The sequence below is a fragment of the Bradyrhizobium sp. AUGA SZCCT0105 genome, assembly GCF_018129565.1.
Lineage (GTDB): Bacteria > Pseudomonadota > Alphaproteobacteria > Rhizobiales > Xanthobacteraceae > Bradyrhizobium.
Window position 1 is genome coordinate 949,310 of record NZ_JAFCMK010000002.1, and the last position, 15,799, is coordinate 965,108.

15 protein-coding genes are annotated in these 15,799 nt (G+C 63.3%); 4 read left to right on the plus strand and 11 right to left on the minus strand.

Features of this window, described 5'->3' with window-relative positions; genetic code table 11:
• Positions 1 to 6: 6 nt before the first annotated feature.
• A complete protein-coding gene (epsC, locus tag JQ573_RS13585) occupies positions 7 to 972 on the plus strand; it encodes a serine O-acetyltransferase EpsC (RefSeq protein WP_212310349.1) in 966 nt (321 codons plus the stop codon).
• On the opposite strand, the gene JQ573_RS13590 is transcribed toward epsC, so the two are convergent.
• The 5 genes from JQ573_RS13590 to JQ573_RS13610 all read right to left on the minus strand — a co-directional run bounded on the left by JQ573_RS13590 (position 969) and on the right by JQ573_RS13610 (position 6,242).
• On the minus strand, positions 969 to 1,835 hold the full coding sequence (locus JQ573_RS13590) for an ABC transporter permease (protein ID WP_212310350.1): 867 nt from the start codon (positions 1,833 to 1,835) through the stop codon (positions 969 to 971). The genes epsC and JQ573_RS13590 overlap by 4 nt on opposite strands.
• The gene (locus JQ573_RS13595) at positions 1,828 to 2,697 is read right to left on the minus strand and encodes an ABC transporter ATP-binding protein (protein ID WP_212310351.1); all 870 of its coding nucleotides are present in this window, start codon (positions 2,695 to 2,697) and stop codon (positions 1,828 to 1,830) included. The genes JQ573_RS13590 and JQ573_RS13595 overlap by 8 nt, the downstream gene beginning before the upstream one ends.
• Positions 2,694 to 3,749, minus strand: a complete 1,056-nt coding sequence (locus JQ573_RS13600; RefSeq protein ID WP_212310352.1) for an ABC transporter substrate-binding protein — start codon at positions 3,747 to 3,749, stop codon at positions 2,694 to 2,696. Before JQ573_RS13600 ends, JQ573_RS13595 begins: the two co-directional genes overlap by 4 nt.
• A gap of 28 nt (positions 3,750 to 3,777) precedes the next feature.
• Positions 3,778 to 4,707, minus strand: a complete 930-nt coding sequence (locus tag JQ573_RS13605; protein WP_212310353.1) for a TauD/TfdA family dioxygenase — start codon at positions 4,705 to 4,707, stop codon at positions 3,778 to 3,780.
• A 98-nt stretch (positions 4,708 to 4,805) separates the two neighbouring features.
• On the minus strand, positions 4,806 to 6,242 hold the full coding sequence (locus JQ573_RS13610; RefSeq protein ID WP_212310354.1) for an FAD-dependent oxidoreductase: 1,437 nt from the start codon (positions 6,240 to 6,242) through the stop codon (positions 4,806 to 4,808).
• Between JQ573_RS13610 and JQ573_RS13615 the strand changes: the two genes are divergently transcribed.
• The 3 genes from JQ573_RS13615 to JQ573_RS13625 are packed head-to-tail and all read left to right on the plus strand — an operon-like array spanning position 6,241 to position 8,834.
• Positions 6,241 to 6,666, plus strand: a complete 426-nt coding sequence (locus JQ573_RS13615) for a hypothetical protein (RefSeq protein WP_212310355.1) — start codon at positions 6,241 to 6,243, stop codon at positions 6,664 to 6,666. The genes JQ573_RS13610 and JQ573_RS13615 overlap by 2 nt on opposite strands.
• Positions 6,650 to 7,465: a class I SAM-dependent methyltransferase gene (locus JQ573_RS13620; RefSeq protein ID WP_212310356.1), complete on the plus strand. Its 816-nt coding sequence runs from the start codon at positions 6,650 to 6,652 to the stop codon at positions 7,463 to 7,465. Before JQ573_RS13615 ends, JQ573_RS13620 begins: the two co-directional genes overlap by 17 nt.
• 28 nt (positions 7,466 to 7,493) lie before the next feature.
• Positions 7,494 to 8,834, plus strand: coding sequence for an LLM class flavin-dependent oxidoreductase (locus JQ573_RS13625; protein ID WP_212310357.1), 1,341 nt, complete (start codon positions 7,494 to 7,496; stop codon positions 8,832 to 8,834).
• A gap of 897 nt (positions 8,835 to 9,731) precedes the next feature.
• On the opposite strand, the gene JQ573_RS13630 is transcribed toward JQ573_RS13625, so the two are convergent.
• The 6 genes from JQ573_RS13630 to JQ573_RS13655 all read right to left on the minus strand — a co-directional run bounded on the left by JQ573_RS13630 (position 9,732) and on the right by JQ573_RS13655 (position 15,680).
• On the minus strand, positions 9,732 to 10,964 hold the full coding sequence (locus tag JQ573_RS13630) for an ABC transporter substrate-binding protein (RefSeq protein WP_212310358.1): 1,233 nt from the start codon (positions 10,962 to 10,964) through the stop codon (positions 9,732 to 9,734).
• Between the two features lie 77 nt (positions 10,965 to 11,041).
• Positions 11,042 to 11,821, minus strand: a complete 780-nt coding sequence (locus JQ573_RS13635) for a 2-keto-4-pentenoate hydratase (protein WP_212310359.1) — start codon at positions 11,819 to 11,821, stop codon at positions 11,042 to 11,044.
• Positions 11,818 to 12,627 (minus strand): alpha/beta fold hydrolase, encoded by an 810-nt coding sequence (locus JQ573_RS13640; protein WP_212310360.1) that lies wholly within the window; start codon positions 12,625 to 12,627, stop codon positions 11,818 to 11,820. The genes JQ573_RS13635 and JQ573_RS13640 overlap by 4 nt, the downstream gene beginning before the upstream one ends.
• A 26-nt stretch (positions 12,628 to 12,653) precedes the next feature.
• Positions 12,654 to 14,168 carry an AMP-binding protein gene (locus JQ573_RS13645; protein ID WP_212310361.1) on the minus strand — a complete coding sequence of 505 codons (1,515 nt, stop codon included), beginning with the start codon at positions 14,166 to 14,168 and terminating at the stop codon, positions 12,654 to 12,656.
• A 5-nt stretch (positions 14,169 to 14,173) separates the two neighbouring features.
• The gene (locus JQ573_RS13650) at positions 14,174 to 14,656 is read right to left on the minus strand and encodes a hypothetical protein (RefSeq protein ID WP_212310362.1); all 483 of its coding nucleotides are present in this window, start codon (positions 14,654 to 14,656) and stop codon (positions 14,174 to 14,176) included.
• Positions 14,649 to 15,680, minus strand: a complete 1,032-nt coding sequence (locus JQ573_RS13655; RefSeq protein ID WP_312011474.1) for an amidohydrolase family protein — start codon at positions 15,678 to 15,680, stop codon at positions 14,649 to 14,651. The genes JQ573_RS13650 and JQ573_RS13655 overlap by 8 nt, the downstream gene beginning before the upstream one ends.
• Positions 15,681 to 15,799: the final 119 nt, after the last annotated feature.

Below are 15,799 nucleotides of genomic sequence, written 5' to 3' on the forward strand. Positions count from 1 at the left end.
CACGCCATGAAGCGCGAGTTGCCGCCACAGTCGCCACCATCATCGGCCGGCGTTGCCGGCAGCCCGCCGGGCCGCTGGCAGCTCGACCGGATCGTCGCCGAGCTGCGCGTCTCCAGGGAGGAGACCCACAGCATCCGGCGCGACGGCGATCCGCGCCGCGCCCCATCGCGCGATGCGCTGGAAGCGATCCTTGACGGCCTCACCGAGGCGCTGTTCCCGCGGCACTATGGCCAATCGGATCTCGACGGCGAGAACATCGACTATTTCGTCGGCAACACCTTGAGCATCGCGCTGGATTCGCTCAACGGGCAAATCCACCGCGCGGCGCTGTTCGTCGGCGACGAACTCGAACCGGGTTTCCAGCGCCATGACGCCGTCGAACTGACGCGCGCGTTCGCTGCTCAATTGCCGCAAGTGCGCGGGCTTCTTGTCAACGATCTGCGCGCGGCCTTTGTCGGCGATCCGGCGGCGCGAAACTTTCCGGAGATCCTGATCGGCTATCCCGGCATGACCGCGATCATCCACCACCGCCTTGCCCATCTTCTGTACCGGCTCGGGGCGCGGCTGGTGGCACGCCTGATGGCGGAGATCGCACATGCCCGGACCGGTATCGATATTCATCCCGGCGCCAGCATCGGCTCGGGCTTCTTCATCGATCACGGCACCGGCGTCGTGATCGGGGAAACCGCGATCATCGGCGACAATGTCCGCATCTACCAGGCCGTTACGCTCGGCGCGCGGCATTTCCCGACCGACGACGAAGGCAGCCTGATCAAGGGCGACGCCCGTCATCCGATCGTCGCGGACGACGTGGTCATCTATGCCGGCGCCACCATTCTGGGCCGCATCACGATCGGCCGGGGCTCGACCGTCGGCGGCAATGTCTGGCTGACCCGGGACGTCCCGCCGAACAGCGTGGTGACCCAGGCCACCGCGCGCAATACGCCGGGCGGCGGCAACGCGTCCTCCTAACCAGCCACCGGCGCCTTCCAGCGCATGAAGTGCCGTTCGATCGCCTCGAGAACGGCATTGAAGGCCAGACCGATCACCGTGATTCCGAGAATGCCGAAATACATCTGCGGGATCAGGAAGCTGTACTGGCTGTTGATGATGAGATAGCCAAGGCCGGCCTTGGCGCCGACCATTTCGGACGCCACCAGGACCAGCATGGCCGATGCGCTGGCGAGGCGAATGCCGACAAAGATAGTCGGAAGCGCGGCCGGCAGGATCACCTTGCGGAACAGCTGCTGCGGCGTCGCGCCCATGGTCCGCGCCGACTTGATCAGCAGCGGATCGACCTGCTTCACAGCGGCAATGGTGTTCAGCAGCAATGGCCAGGCGCAGCTATAGATCACCATCGTGATCTTGGACAATTCGCCGATCCCGAGCAGCAGAATGAACACGGGCAGCAGTGCCAGCGGAGCCGTATTACGGCAGATCTCGATGAACTGGTTCAGGAGATCGCCGAGCCGGCTGTACCAGCCGACAACGAGCCCGAGCGGGACAATGAACACGACCGAGATCAGGAATCCGCTCAGGGCGCGCAGCAGGCTCGCGGAGATGTCGTCGTAGAGTTCGCCGGTTTGCGCAAGCTGCCAGCCGGCCGCGATCACCTCCGAGAATGGTGGCAGGAACACAGCATCGATCAGCCCGAGCCGCGGCACCGCCTCCCAGGCGGCCAGCAGGATGATCACCAGCAACGAGCGATGCCCGAGTGTGGCCAGGCCGCGAAGCGCCCTGCGCAACCGATCGGTGAATGGTGGCCGGCGAGCCTGGAACTGCTCGCGCCGCCCCTGCCCGAGCTCCAGCAGTGCCAACACTTCGAGACTAGACATGAGCAATCTCCGCCACTTCGTGACCCGGACGACGCACACCGGCGGCGTCAGCCAACTGGCCCTGCTGGGCCCTCTGCACCTCGTCGCGGAGCAGGCTCCAGACCTCGTGCCTCACCTGACCGAACTCCGGCAGCGCGCGAACGTCTTCGGAATCGCTGCGCAAGCGCTCGGGAATATCGATGATCTCCTTGATCCGGCCCGGGCGCGACGTCATCACCGCAACCCGTTGGCCAAGCACGACAGCCTCATCGATGCCATGGGTGATGAAGACGATGGTCTTGCCGGTGGCGCGCCAGATCCGCAGCAGCTCACCCTGCAGCGTTTCCCGCGTCTGCGCATCGAGCGCGGCGAACGGCTCGTCCATCAGCAGGACTTCCGGATCGTAGGCGAGGCTTCGCGCGATCGCGACACGCTGCTTCATGCCTCCGGAGAGTTCGTGCGGATAGCGATCGGCAAAGCCGGAGAGGCCGACCAGATCGAGGAAATGCCGCGCGACCTCACGCCGCTGCCCGGCCTTGAGGCCGGCGATATCGAGCCCAAACTCGACATTCTGCGCCGCGGTCCGCCACGGAAACAGCGCGTATTGCTGGAACACGATGCCGCGATCGCGTCCCGGCCCCGTGATCGGATGGCCGTCGAGCAGAATGCGGCCGCCGGTCGGCGAGGTGAGCCCGCCCAGGAGATCAAGCAAGGTGGATTTGCCACAACCGCTCGGGCCGACCAGCGCCAGGAATTCGCCCGAGCGAACATCCAGCGTGATATCTTCCAGCGCCGTGAAGCGGCCCGCCGGCCGGCCGCCCTCGCCCCTTGTCACGAATTCCTTGCGAACCTGCTCGAAGCGGATCTTGACCGAGCTCGTCATCGCGCCTCCGCCGTCTTGCCAGGACGGAAATAGTTGAACTCGTTGGTATAGGTATCGGACGCCTTGAGCTGCCCCGGCTTGAACAAGCCGTCCTTGACGAGCCAGTCGATCCAGATCTGGATTTCACCGTCGGAGATCAGTCCGCCCTTCGACGCCACGCCGGTGCTCTTCCAGTATTTGATCGGGGACGCATCCTCATTGCGCTTGCGTTCCGCGACGATCTTCTCGAACCGGGCCCGCACCTCCTCCGGCGGCGTGGTCTGGGCCCATTGGATCGCGCGCGAGATGCCCTCAACCAGCTTGCGCGACGCATTGGGATTGTCCTTGATGAATTTGTCCCGCAGCACATAGGCGCCGCCGGTGAACTGGCCGAACAGATCGGTATCGTTGAACAGCGAATGGATGCCGCCCCGCTCCAGCGCCTTGTCGCGCAGCACGCCGCTGAGCGTACTCACCTCAACCTGGCCTTGGCGCAACACCTGCTCACCGGTCACCGGCGGTATCGCCACCAGCGTCACCTGCCTCGCCTCGCTGGCGCTGAGGCCGTTCCGTGCCAGATATTCGCGGAGCACGAATTCGAGATGGGCGCCCAGCGTATTGACCGCGACCTTCTTGCCGATCAGGTCGCGCGCCGTCCTGATCGGACTGTCGTCCTTGACGAAGTAGCCCTGATAGGTGTTGGCGTCGGAGCCGTAATAGCCGATCACCGCCTTGATCGGCGCCTTCGCAGCGATCAGCTTGAGAATTGCGCCATAGAACGCACCGCCGATGTCGGTATCGCCGGTGACGACAGTCTGGATGTCCTGCGGCCCGCTGATCGTGTTGCCGACCCATTTGAGCTTCAGCGGCGCGAGATAGCCGAGGTCTTCGGCAAGCTCAGTGAACGTCACCTGGCCGGCCCAGCCCTGGTAGCGAATCTCGGTCTTTTCGAGCGGCGGCTCGGCAAAGGCCGGAGCCGCCAGCCCGAGCGCCACGGTGCCGGCCAGCATGAGGCGCGCGGCCGCGCGTGCGGCGAAACGCCGGGCGCGCAGGATTCGGATCAATGCATTCATGTTCACAACTCCCCTCGATCCGGCCGGATCATGCCGCCTTCGCGGCCTGCTGCTTCGGTGCCTTGATGCGCGTCACGCTGTGGCGACCGTCGATCGATACCGGCACTTCGCCGTCGATCGTGGCGCGGCGCACCACGCGGTGCTGATCACCGTAGTCATTGACCGCATAGTGCTGGGTCGCCCGGTTATCCCAGATCGCAACGTCGCCGGCCTTCCAGCTCCAGCGCACGGTGTTCTCCGGCGCCGTGATGTGCGACTGGAACAGGTCGAACAGCTTCTGGCCGTCATATTTCGGCAGACCGACGAAGCGCTGCACGAAATTGCCGAGCACCAGCGTCCGCTCGCCGGTCTCGGGATGAACGCGCACCACGGGATGCTCGGTCTCGTAGATCGTGCCGGTGAACACTTCATCGAAATGCTTGCGGTCGGCCTCGCTTGCGCGCGCCTTGACGGCATAGTCATAGGCGTTGCTGTGAACGGCCCAAAGCTCGTCGGCAAGCCGCTGCAGCGGCGCCGGCAGGTCGAGATAGGCCGCGGCTGTATTCGACCAGATGGTGTCGCCGCCATAGGGCGGAATCACCACCCCGCGCAGCACCGAGATCTTCGGATAGGCATCGACGAACGTCACGTCGGTGTGCCATTGGTCGGCCCGGCCGCCGCCGCGTCCCGAATCCAGCTCCAGGATCGAGGATGTCCCCTTGATCGCTCCGACCGTCGGATGCGGCACCAGCTTGCCGAGCCGCACGGCAAAGCGTTCCTGCTCGGAATCGTCGAGATGCTCCTGGTCGCGGAAGAAGACCACCTTGTGCTCGAGCAGCACCTGGTTGATGGCGCGGATAACCTCATCGGACAGATCACCGGACAGCTGGACGTTCCTGATCTCTGCTCCAAGCCTCGCCGCACGCTTGACGATATCGGCGCGCGGAATGACGTTATCGATGACAGTCGTGTTGCTCATGATCGTGCTCTCACCGCGATCTCCCAGACAAGGCTCCGCCATGCGCCGGTCGCGGGAACGACAGCGGAGACAAACGAACCGGCTTGATGGTGCAGGCGCTACTCGGCCGCGACGTGCTCCGGTGGGCGCCAGACCGCCGGCGCATAAAGCTCGGCACCAAAATCGTCGGCGATCGGTCCATTGATGCGCGCCTCATGAGCCGCCAGATCGGCCAGGAACAGATCGCGGCTGATCCGCGCCACAACAGCGGGAATGTCGCGCTTGAAGCTCGGGACATCGCCAACCGGCAGGCCGAAGCTGACGAAGGCGGCCGGGTTGAAGACATGGAGATTCTTCAGGAACGGCGCGCGGCCGGGCTCCCGCTCCAGATATTCATGGCCCGATCCCAGATAGGGATACGCCGCGAGAGTCTCATCCCTGTCCTGGTCGCGCGGCGTGAAGCGGTCGCGCCACAGCAGGATCTCATCGGCAAAGTCGCGAAGCTCGGTCTGCGCGCCGAGGTCCACGGCATATCCGGTACCGGCGATGGCAAACTCGAACCCGAATTCGCCCTGCGGCGTCACCGCGACGGGACGCCCGCCCTCGAGCCTCACCGCGGTCCACGGCGCGCCGAGATGGAGATGGAAATTGGGAAACGCGACGGCGCGCGAGATTGCATCCGGCGGCGGGGTCGAGCCTGCGTCGCGGAAGCGGATCGCCTGCTGCCAGCGCATGGCATCCGGCAAAGCCCCGTAATTGTCGTAGGCCCCCGGATAGCCGCGGATCCGGATCACCGGAAGCGAGGCCAGCGACTCGCGCCGCGCATAGAGGTGAACGTCGCGCGCTCCGGCTTCCAGCGCCACGGCAGCGGCATCGAACGCCGACGCGGCGCTTCCAATCACCGCCACCGATCGGCCTCGGAGCGTCCGGAAGTCGATCCTCTCGGAGGTATGCGCATGAATTTGTTTCGGCAGATTGCGCAGCGAGTCCGGAATGATGGCGCCCCCGCTTCCGGCAAAGCCGGTCGCAAGCACCAGTTTTCGCGCAATCTCGACCGTGACGCGGCCGCCCTGCTCCAGATGCAGCCGCAGACGCTCGCCCGCCGGCTCGATCCGAACCAGCCGCGTCGCGTAACGGACCGCTACACCGGTGACCTTGCGGTACCAATCGAGATAGGCCGCCCAGTCGAGCCGTAGAATGCGATCGAGCGCATCGTAGGCGGCTGCACCGTAGCGCGCCTCGTACCACGCCTGGAACCCGAGACCGGCCAGACCAAGCTCCGGGCCCGGCAGGGTCTTCGGCGTCCGAAGCTTGTGCATGCGCGCACTCGTCAGCCACACGCCCGACTCGGTGCCGCCGGCCGCAGCATCGATCACCGAGACCTTCCCGATCCCTGCCCGCCGAAGCGCGAACGCAAACGCTGAGCCGGACTGTCCACCGCCGACGACAACCACATTGTGATCGATCCCCTGCAGATCGGGCACCCAGTTTTGCGGATCGGGCCCGATCAGGCGCAGGGCCTCACGGGCAACACTGTCGGGGTCGGACTGCGGCATGATGATCGGCCTCGCTTTGACGTTGCAAATCGTAAAAGCGATCGATCGCCAGTCAATGAAACGAAACCAGCTTTGTTTTCCACGGCGCGCAGTGATCGCTTCGTCGCCGATGCCGCCGTTGAAATATTTGCGACGATCGTCGCTTTCCTCGCCGTTTCAGCGTGCGAGACCCGAACTAGTGAAGCATCTGGCACGCAAGAACGGCACGAGCGACCCACGGATTTCTTCGCGACGGATGCACTCGTCTATCATCGCCGATCAACTCACAAGCTTCATGCTGGCTTCCAACGCAACAATGCAAGTTCATTTCATCGACAGGCTTGCGATCACCGACGTAGAGTCAAGGCGTCGCTCGCACGCCGACGTGCACATAGCGCCGCAATCATCGACGATAGGACACGCCGCAAATGAGTGGTGTCATTAGCCTCGAACACGATACGCCTGAGCTGGCTCGCTCCTATGATGAAGCGGGGCTGGTTCAGTTCCGTCACGGCAAGTTCCTGATCGGGCCATTGGCGATCAGGACCGGCGAGCATGTCCTCGATATCGGGACGGGCACCGGCCGGCTCGCCGAATTCGTCGCCGGCCTGGTCGGGCCGAACGGCCGGGTGATCGGTATCGATCCGCTCCCGGGCCGCATCGAGATCGCGCGACTTCGGCAGTCGGATCATCTTCAATTCAGCACCGGTCGGGCCGAAGACCTCTCACGCTTCGACGACGGCCAATTCGATGCGGTCTATCTCAACAGCGTCTTCCATTGGATTGCCGACAAGCGCGACGCCCTGCAGGAAATCCATCGTGTGCTCAAGCCCGGCGGCCGCCTCGGGCTCAACGTGCAGGACCCATCCCGTCCGCATCAGTCCCGCGTGCTACTGCGCCGGGCCATCGCGGAGACCGGACTCACCGATCATCGCCAGGATTCCAATCCAGTGCTCGGCCTGACCGATGAAGAGCTCAGGTCACTGTTCGCGGCCGGCGGCTTCGTCGCATACCGCAGCGAGCTACGCACGCTGACCGACGTGCACGAGGACGTCAATTCGCTGCTCCGATGGTCGGAAGCCAGCGCCTTCGGCAACTTCCTCGAGGCGTTCTCACCGTCCGAACGCGAACAGATCCGCGGCGCGTTTGCCCGCCTCGTCGAAACGAAACGAACACCGGAAGGGCTGCCTCTGGAGCGTTACCTGCGTTTCGCGTTTGCACACAAGCCGTCAACCGGCAACTGACCACCCCAACATTCCGCGAGCCGCAGGCATGAGCGATCGACAGCTTTCTCTCAATCTCTTTGTCTATCCAGGTGGCCATCACGAGGCGGCCTGGCGCTACAAGGGCTCCGCTGCGGAGCGGATCCTCGACGTCACCTACTATCAGGAACTGGCGCAGAAGGCCGAGGCGCACAAGTTCGACGCGATCTTCTTTGCCGATGGGCCGGCTCTCGCCGATAACGTCCGCTATGCGCAGCGCTTCCGCTTCGAGCCGATCACCTGGCTTGCCGCCATCGCGGTCGCCACCAGGCGCATCGGCCTGATCGCAACCGCGTCGACGACCTACACCGAGCCTTACAATCTTGCGCGTCTATTCGCCTCGCTCGATCATCTCAGCGGTGGCCGGGCCGGCTGGAACATCGTGACGACGAGCACGGCGCAAGCGGCACAGAACTTCGGCCTGCTCGAGCATCCTCCACATCACGAACGCTACGAGCGGGCGCGCGAATATCTCGATGTCATCACCAGGCTGTGGGACAGTTGGGAAGACGACGCACTGATCAACGATCCCGTCTCGGGCGTCTTCGCCGACACCGACAAGATCCACGCCGTCAATCACGTCGGAAAGCACTTTCGCGTCCGCGGCCCGCTCAATATCTCGCGGACGCCGCAGGGACGGCCGGTCTATGTGCAGGCTGGCTCGTCCGACGACGGCCGCGCCTTTGCCGCACGCTTTGCCGAAGCCATTTTCACGGCACACCAGACCCTGGCGAGCGCCCAGGAGTTCTACGCCGATATCAAGCGGCAAGCCCGCGCCTTCGACCGCAGCCCCGATCAGATCAAGGTCCTGCCGGGCATCAGTCCCTTCATCGCCAGTACGCAAGCCGAAGCGGATCGGCTGCAAGAGGAGTTCAACGAACTGATCCAGCCGGAATATTCGCTGACCCAGCTACGCCAGATGATCGGGCTCGATCTCTCCGGCCTCGACCTCGACGGCCCGTTCCCGCGCCATCTGATCGACACCAACGCTGCGTGCGGCGTGGCCAGCCGCTTCAAGCTGGTGGTCGACATCGTCGATCGCGAAAAACCGACGATCCGCCAGCTCGTCCAGCGCCTGGCCGGCGCGCGCGGCCACTGGGTGATCGCAGGGCCGCCGGAGAAGATCGCCGACAGCATCCAGACCTGGTTCGAGAACGGCGCCGCCGACGGCTTCAACGTCATGCCGCCCTGGCTGCCCGGTGGATTTGACGTCTTTGCCGAGCAGGTCGTCCCGATCCTGCGCAAGCGCGGCCTGTTCCGCGACGACTACGCGGGCACGACACTGCGCGACCACTATGGCCTGCACCGGCCGCCGAGCGTCTTCTCCAGCTCCATTCAAGCGATCGCGTGATCGCCTGACGTTCACCGAGTGAAGCAAATCGGAATGAAGCGGCGCACGCGATGCGTTTAGCGGTCGACCGCGACCGCGATCCTGCGAAGGTGCTGGAAGAGAAGGTCTTTTCCGTAGTGGGTGCACCAGGGCTCGAACCTGGGACCCGCTGATTAAGAGTCAGCGATAGATCGAGAACAATCAATGACTTAGCGATCACACAACTGTGCCTATCCGACCGAGAATGGGTATTCGTCGCACGATTATGGGGCATCTTTTCTTCAGGCCGATAGCCTCCTTTGACGCGTGCCTAGAAATAACTGGGGCACAATGAAGACACACGCGTCATCTCTAGGCGCTGAAACAGTAATCCATTGCGGTCCTTTGATCGGCCGGAGATACCCTCACAACATCTACTGCGCCCCAGATCGTAACGAACTAACCCTGCGCAGCTCGACGGCTTATGGCTCCTATCTTCGCCATTCAGAAAGCTAGCCGCCGCCGGCCCGGCTCTTGAGCCATACGACGCCCGTCAGAGCTGTCAGCGCACCACTCCACCAGATTGACCGCGGCCGTGCCGCGCTGATCGAACTGAGGTACAGGAATGCTCCGAGCACGACACCATAGTGCTTGCGAAACTCACCACTTCTGCTTGCGATTTCAACGAGGTCCGAGGACCTGACCTGCGGATCTGCCATCACGACCACCCAACCGTCGGAAGGCACCATATACACTTTGGCCGTGGCCGAGGAATTTCGATCGTTTGAGACCCGGTGACTACGCACCGTTAGAACTCTGCGGATCGCCACATTTGACGGCGTCAGCGATTCTCTGATTGGCGACCAGCTGCCCGCCGACTGAAAAGCGTTAGCGAAATCCTCCGGTGAGGTTCTCGCCGCCCCGAAATGCCGTCCGGGCCTAAGATGCAATGCCGTCAAGATCGACCATGTCTCCGATCGGCATCCAGTTGGTGCCGTCAAATTGGGTGATTTGGAGATTATGTATGGCGCGATAGTCTGTCGCCGAATTGCTGACCTTGATGCCGTCCAGGAAGAGCGGCGGCTGCTCATTGCTGAGCGAGGTCGCATGCTTCAGCAGATTTTCTCGCGTCAGTTCGTTACCGCATCGCCTAAGGACCTGCTCGATCATGTAAGCGTTGTTGTAGCCTGGAGTGGCCGTGTTGTCGTCGATGCTCACTGACGGCATGTACCTCTTCATAAAATCAACATAGGCTTTGACACGAGGCTTGTCTCGCTGGTGTGGATCCGTCGCTATGACTTCCCACCAGGCCGAGACCAGCCCCTTGGCATTATCGAGGCCGGCCGGCGCCAACGTACCTCCGATCGAGCTGCAATTCGAATTGACAACGTGCAGGGGCTTCCAGCCGAGTGCAGCAACCTTTCGGATACCCTGCGCCGCGAACTTGGAATAAGTGAGCTGCACAAAGACGTTGGCGCCCGCCCCCTTGCAATCGGCGACCTGGTTGTCGATCGTCGGTTCAGTGATCTCGTGACTGACTTCCTTGACGATGGCGCTGACGTTACCGCCGAGCCCTTTCTTGAGACCGCGAAGGAAATCCTTACCGAGATCGTCGTTCACATATTGGACGGCGATCTTGGCATCCGGCTTCTGGTTCAGGATGAATGTGCCCAGCGCCGCTCCCTGCGCGACGTAGATCGGGTAGAACGGTACGATCCAGGGAAATTCCTTAGGGTCATTGAAGCGCTCGGCGCCCGACGTCAGGAACAGGTTCGGCACCTTCTTGGCATTGAGATACTTCTGCACGGCGGCATTGGTTGCCGTACCGAGAAATCCCGCGATCGCAAAAACTTCCTCCGACTCGACCAGCTTGCGGGTTTGCTCGACCGCTTTCGGCGGCGAGAATGCATTATCGAGCGAGATCAGGTTGATCTTCCGACCGTTGATGCCACCATTGTCGTTGATCATCTGGAAATAGGCGGTTTGCGCCTGTCCATAGACGCCGTAGCCGGAAGCCGGTCCGCTGTAAGGTGCAGTGGTCCCAAGCTTGATCTCCGTGTCGGTGACACCGGGTCCATAATTTCCTGCGGCGCGCGCCCGCGAGCCGCTCCCCAATACGAGCGCGCTGGCTCCCAGGCCCGCGACCGCAGATCTTCTCGAAATCAATCCCATGTTCAGCTCCTCCCCTTTCGATTGCTGGTAATCTTGAAGCTCTTGAACGGCTCCAATGATCTGTTGCGCGGGCTCGGCTACGTGAACGTCACGCTGACGGGGCCGAAACCGGAGATCCTCGCCTCGTAGACTTCGCCTACCGACACCGGGCACACCGGGCCAAGGGCGCCCGTCAGTACGACGTCCCCGCTCCGCAACGGTTGGCCAGCGCGCGCCATGGCCCGCGCCAGCCAGAGTGCGGCACGGAGCGGGTGACCGAGACAAGCCGAGCCGCAGCCGATGGATGCGATCGCGCCGTTGCGGGTCATCGTCATGCCGCAGGCCCCGAGATCCACGTCGGTCAATCGTCGCGGCGATGCGCCGAGCACGTACCGCGCGCTCGAGCCGTTGTCTGCCACGGTATCGAGAATGCTGATCTTCCAATCCCGTATCCGGCTATCGACCACTTCGAGCGCAGCCACGGCATAAGCGGTCGATCGCATCAGCTCGCCGAGCGTGAGGTCTTCGCCAGCGAGATCGCGCTCGAGGACGAGCGCAATCTCGGCCTCAACGCGGGGCTGGATCAGCCGTGTCGTCGCGATCGCCTCTCCCGTCGGAACCTCCATATCCGCGAACAGGGCGCCATAGTCTGGCTGATCGACGCCAAGCTGCTGCTGCACGGCTTTCGACGTGAGGCCGATCTTGCGGCCAACCAATCGTCTCCCGCCTGCGATGCCCCGCCGGGTCACCTCGGACTGGACCGCGTAGGCAGCCTCGACGTTGCCCTCGCCGATCTCGCCTGCAATCGGATCGATCGGTTGCCGGGCCGATTCCGCCTGCTGCAAGCGTGTTGCGAGCCTGTCAACGACCGCGTTCATGGCCGATCCAGGAAGTCGGCGACCAGCGCGTTGAACTCGTCGGCCTTTTCCCACTGCGCCCAGTGACCGCATTTGGGATAGACGTGAAGCTGCGCGTTCGGCATGGTCTTGAGTAGAATGAAGGCAGAATCGAGTGGCACGACGCGATCGTCACGTCCCCAGACGATCAGTGTCCGGTGCTTCAGTCCGGCGAGATTCTCGCGCCAAATGTCGAGCGGCGGTCGCTTGAAGATGTCGATGACGTCATTGCGCATTGCGGCCTTCAATCGTTCCTCGAGCAATGCGTCCGTGATCGATTTCGAATCGAATACCAGGAGCTCGATGACGCCCCTCAACTTCTGCATCGAGGGTCCCTCGCCGCCGTGGAACATCGCCATGCGACGCAGGCCTTCCGTCGGCATCGGCGTAAAGATCGCCTGGCTGCCGCCCGTTCCCATCAGAACCAGACGATTGACCCGTTCAGGGGCGCGCAGCGCGACTGCGAGCGACGTCGCGCCGCCCAGCGAGTTGCCGACGAAGCTTGCCGTCTGAACGCCAATCGCATCCATGAAGGCGCGAACGAACTCGCCCATCGCCTCGAAGATCGGTCCGTCCTGCAACTTGCCTTCGGTTTCGCCGAAGCCGGGCAAGTCGACGACGATAACACGGCGCCCGGCCGCGAGCGGCTCCACATTCTTGCGGTAGTTGCTGAGGCCGGATGCGCCGGGCCCACCGCCGTGGATCAAGATCGTCGGCTCTCCGTGTCCTACATCGTGGTAACGCGTGCGGGTCCCCGCGACGTCGACAAACTTATCACTCAGGTCCACTCTCGATCTCCTACTGGTAAAGTTGCTCAGACCGGCGCGACGCCGGATTGAAGGTAGCCGTCTCGCAATTTCCGCTTGAATATCTTGCCGCTCACCTCGCGCGGCAGCGCGTCGTGGAAAACGAAGCGCTTTGGCACCTTGAAGCGCGCGAGACGCTGCTCGAGGAATACCTTAATGTCGGCCACCGCGGGCGTAGCGTCCTGCTCGGCTTCGATCGCTGCGATCAGGCTTTCGCCGAACTCCTCATCGGGGACGCCGAACACCGCGCAGTCCCGCACACCGGGACAATTGACCAGAACGCTCTCGATCTCGGCCGGGTAGATGTTGACCCCGCCCGAGATGACCATGTCCCGCCTGCGATCGCAGATGTAGAGGAAACCGTCGCCGTCGAGATAGCCGACATCTCCGCAGGTCACGAGCCCGGCGCGATCGACCTGCGCGCGCTGATCCGGACGGCCGTGATAGGTGAAATCCGAATAGGCTTCGGTGCGCAGGTAGATCTCGCCGATACCACCGGGAGCAACTTCGCTGCCGGCCTCGTCATAGATCCGCAGTTCAGTCCCCACCATCGGCCGGCCGACTGTACCGGGATGAGCAAGCCATTCCTCCGCGTTGCAGCCCACGGCGGCACCGGTCTCGGTCGCGCCATAGGTCTCGTGAATCACCGGCCCCCACCACTCGATCATCCCCCGCTTCACGTCCGGCGGGCAGGCCGCGCCGGTGTGCGTCACCCATCGGATCGACGACAGGTCGTAGCTCCGTCGCGTCGCGTTGCTGAGCCGCAGCAGCCGGACAAACATCGTCGGCACCATCGTCAGATGCGTGATCCGGTGCTGGGCGATGACACGCAGCAGATCGTCGGGATCGAAGCTCTGCTGGAGCACCGTCAGGTCGGCATGCTGGAAGGCCTGTCGCGCGAAGGCGCCAGGCGATGCGTGATAGAGTGGCCCGCAAACAAATGCCCGCATGCCATCCTCGATGCCGTAGATCTCGCGCAACAGCGCCGCGTTCTTCCCGATCTGCTCGGGCGTCATCGGCGCACGCCGAACACCCTTGGGACGTCCCGTCGTGCCTGAGGTGTAGATCATCGTTCCCCTGGGCGCGCGCGCAGGCTGCTTCCATCGTGCGCCCCTGTCACGGAACTCGGGCCACGCCTGTGCGTGAGGCGGTGAGGCCGACAGCGACGGAGTGCCCGCGGCTGGATCGTCGATGACGAATGTCGGCAGTTCGGCAGGAACGACGCGTTCGACCGCCGCGACCAAATCACGATGCCCGATCAGGACCCGCGGGGTGCAGTCGGCGAGAATGTAGGCGATTTCGTCGGCTTTGCCGTGCCAATTCAGTGGAACCACGTAAGCCCCGAGCAACGCGGCCGCATGCAGGATTTCGAAGTAGCAGGGGTCGTTTCGGATCAGCAACGCGATCGCGTCGCCTTCGCGGACGCCGACCTCCTCAAGAACAGTGGCGGCACGACTGCCCTGGTCGAGCAAAGTCTGGCGCGCAACATGGTGCTCCCCAATCACGATTGTGCTGTCATGCATCGCGCTCACTCCAGACAAACCGTCACCTCGGCGCGTGCCGGGGGCAGCAAAATGCTGTCGAGCAAGCCAAACTCCTCGTCCGTCAACGCGAGCGGAGTTGAAAACGTCAGCGCGTCCATGTGACCGCTGAGGACGGCCGGGTACCACCATTGAGCTCTGGTAACCGTATGACCTCGACCGCGGAACTCGATCGCGAGCGGCCCGGGTAAGCTCGCACCGTGACCGCTCTGATAGCCGTCTCCGATCGCGTAGACCTCGCATTCGAAGACGCCGGGAGCCCGACGCTGGACCGCAATCTCGATGTCGAGCAAACCGAATGCAGGATTGGTTGCATCGCCATTCTGGTAGAAATAGACGAACGGTATCCGTCCGTATTTGCTTGTGCCCCTCGCCGCGTCCGAAGGCACCTGCGCATCGCTGCGGCCAGGCGTTCGCGGCGGGATGGGACCGAGCAGGCACATCTGAGGCAGTGAGCGGCAATCAGCCATGGGATGGCCTCGCCTGTCCGCCCGTCGCTTGCGCCACTGCAAGTCCGAGCGGCTCCACGTCGTATCGCCGGCCGAGGAAGCCAAAGGAATTTTCCGCGAGCACCGCATCACTGCTCAGCGCGCGCTTTGCCAACGCGCCCGGCTGTTTCTGTCGTATTGCAAAGGGGTAGTCCGATCCGACAACGATGCGGCCCTCGCCCACCGCATTGCCAAGGAATGACAATGAAACCGAATCGTAGAGGATGCTGTCGTACCAGAATTGCCGGGCAAGCTTCGAAGGCGCCCGCGTCATCTTGCCTTTCGCGCCGAGCGACCAGCCAAAATCCATCCGCGGCAGAATCCACGGCAGCGCTCCCCCGCCATGGCTGAGCAGGATCCGTAGCCGCGGAAATATCTCGGGGACGCCAGCCGCGAGCAGCGATACGGCAGCAAGCGCCGTTTCGAGCGGAAACACCGCCGTCGCAGCGAACTCTGGGCTGCCGCCCACGCGATCCATGCCGGCCGGATGCAGCGGATGCACAAAGATGCCGAGGCCGAGCGATTGAGCCGCTTCGTACACCGGAAACAGGCGCTCGCTGCCAAGCGCCACACCGTCGATGTGCGTACCGATCTCGATCCCAGCCAGGCCGAGCGCTCTGACCTTCTCGAGCTGCCGGACGGCGCGCGCCACATCCTGCATGCACACCATCCCGATGCCGGCGAAGTTGCGTGGCGCGTACGCGATCATGGCCGCGATCTGGTCGTTCATGACCTCCGCGAGGTATTCCGCATCGTCAGCGGGCAGCCAATGCGACAACAGTTCGGGCATCGGCGAGAGCACCTGCATGTCGGTGCCATCCTCGGCCATGTCTGCAAGGCGTCGCTCGACATCCCACGATCTCGTATCGATCTTTCGGAACACCTTGCCGGCGATCATCACCGCGGCCTGATCCCCCATCGAATGATCGACGCTTGGCCAGCGCACGTCCCGCCTCGGGTCCGCGGCCAGCCGCGGAGGCACAATATGCGTGTGAATATCAATCACCGTGCCCAATGCGCTCTCCCTGTCGCTCTATTGCGAGCTTCTTTGCGTGAACGCTGCCTGCGCTCGCGCGCGCCGCAGAATTCACTTTACAAACAGGAATGATTGTTTTTATTGTCGCT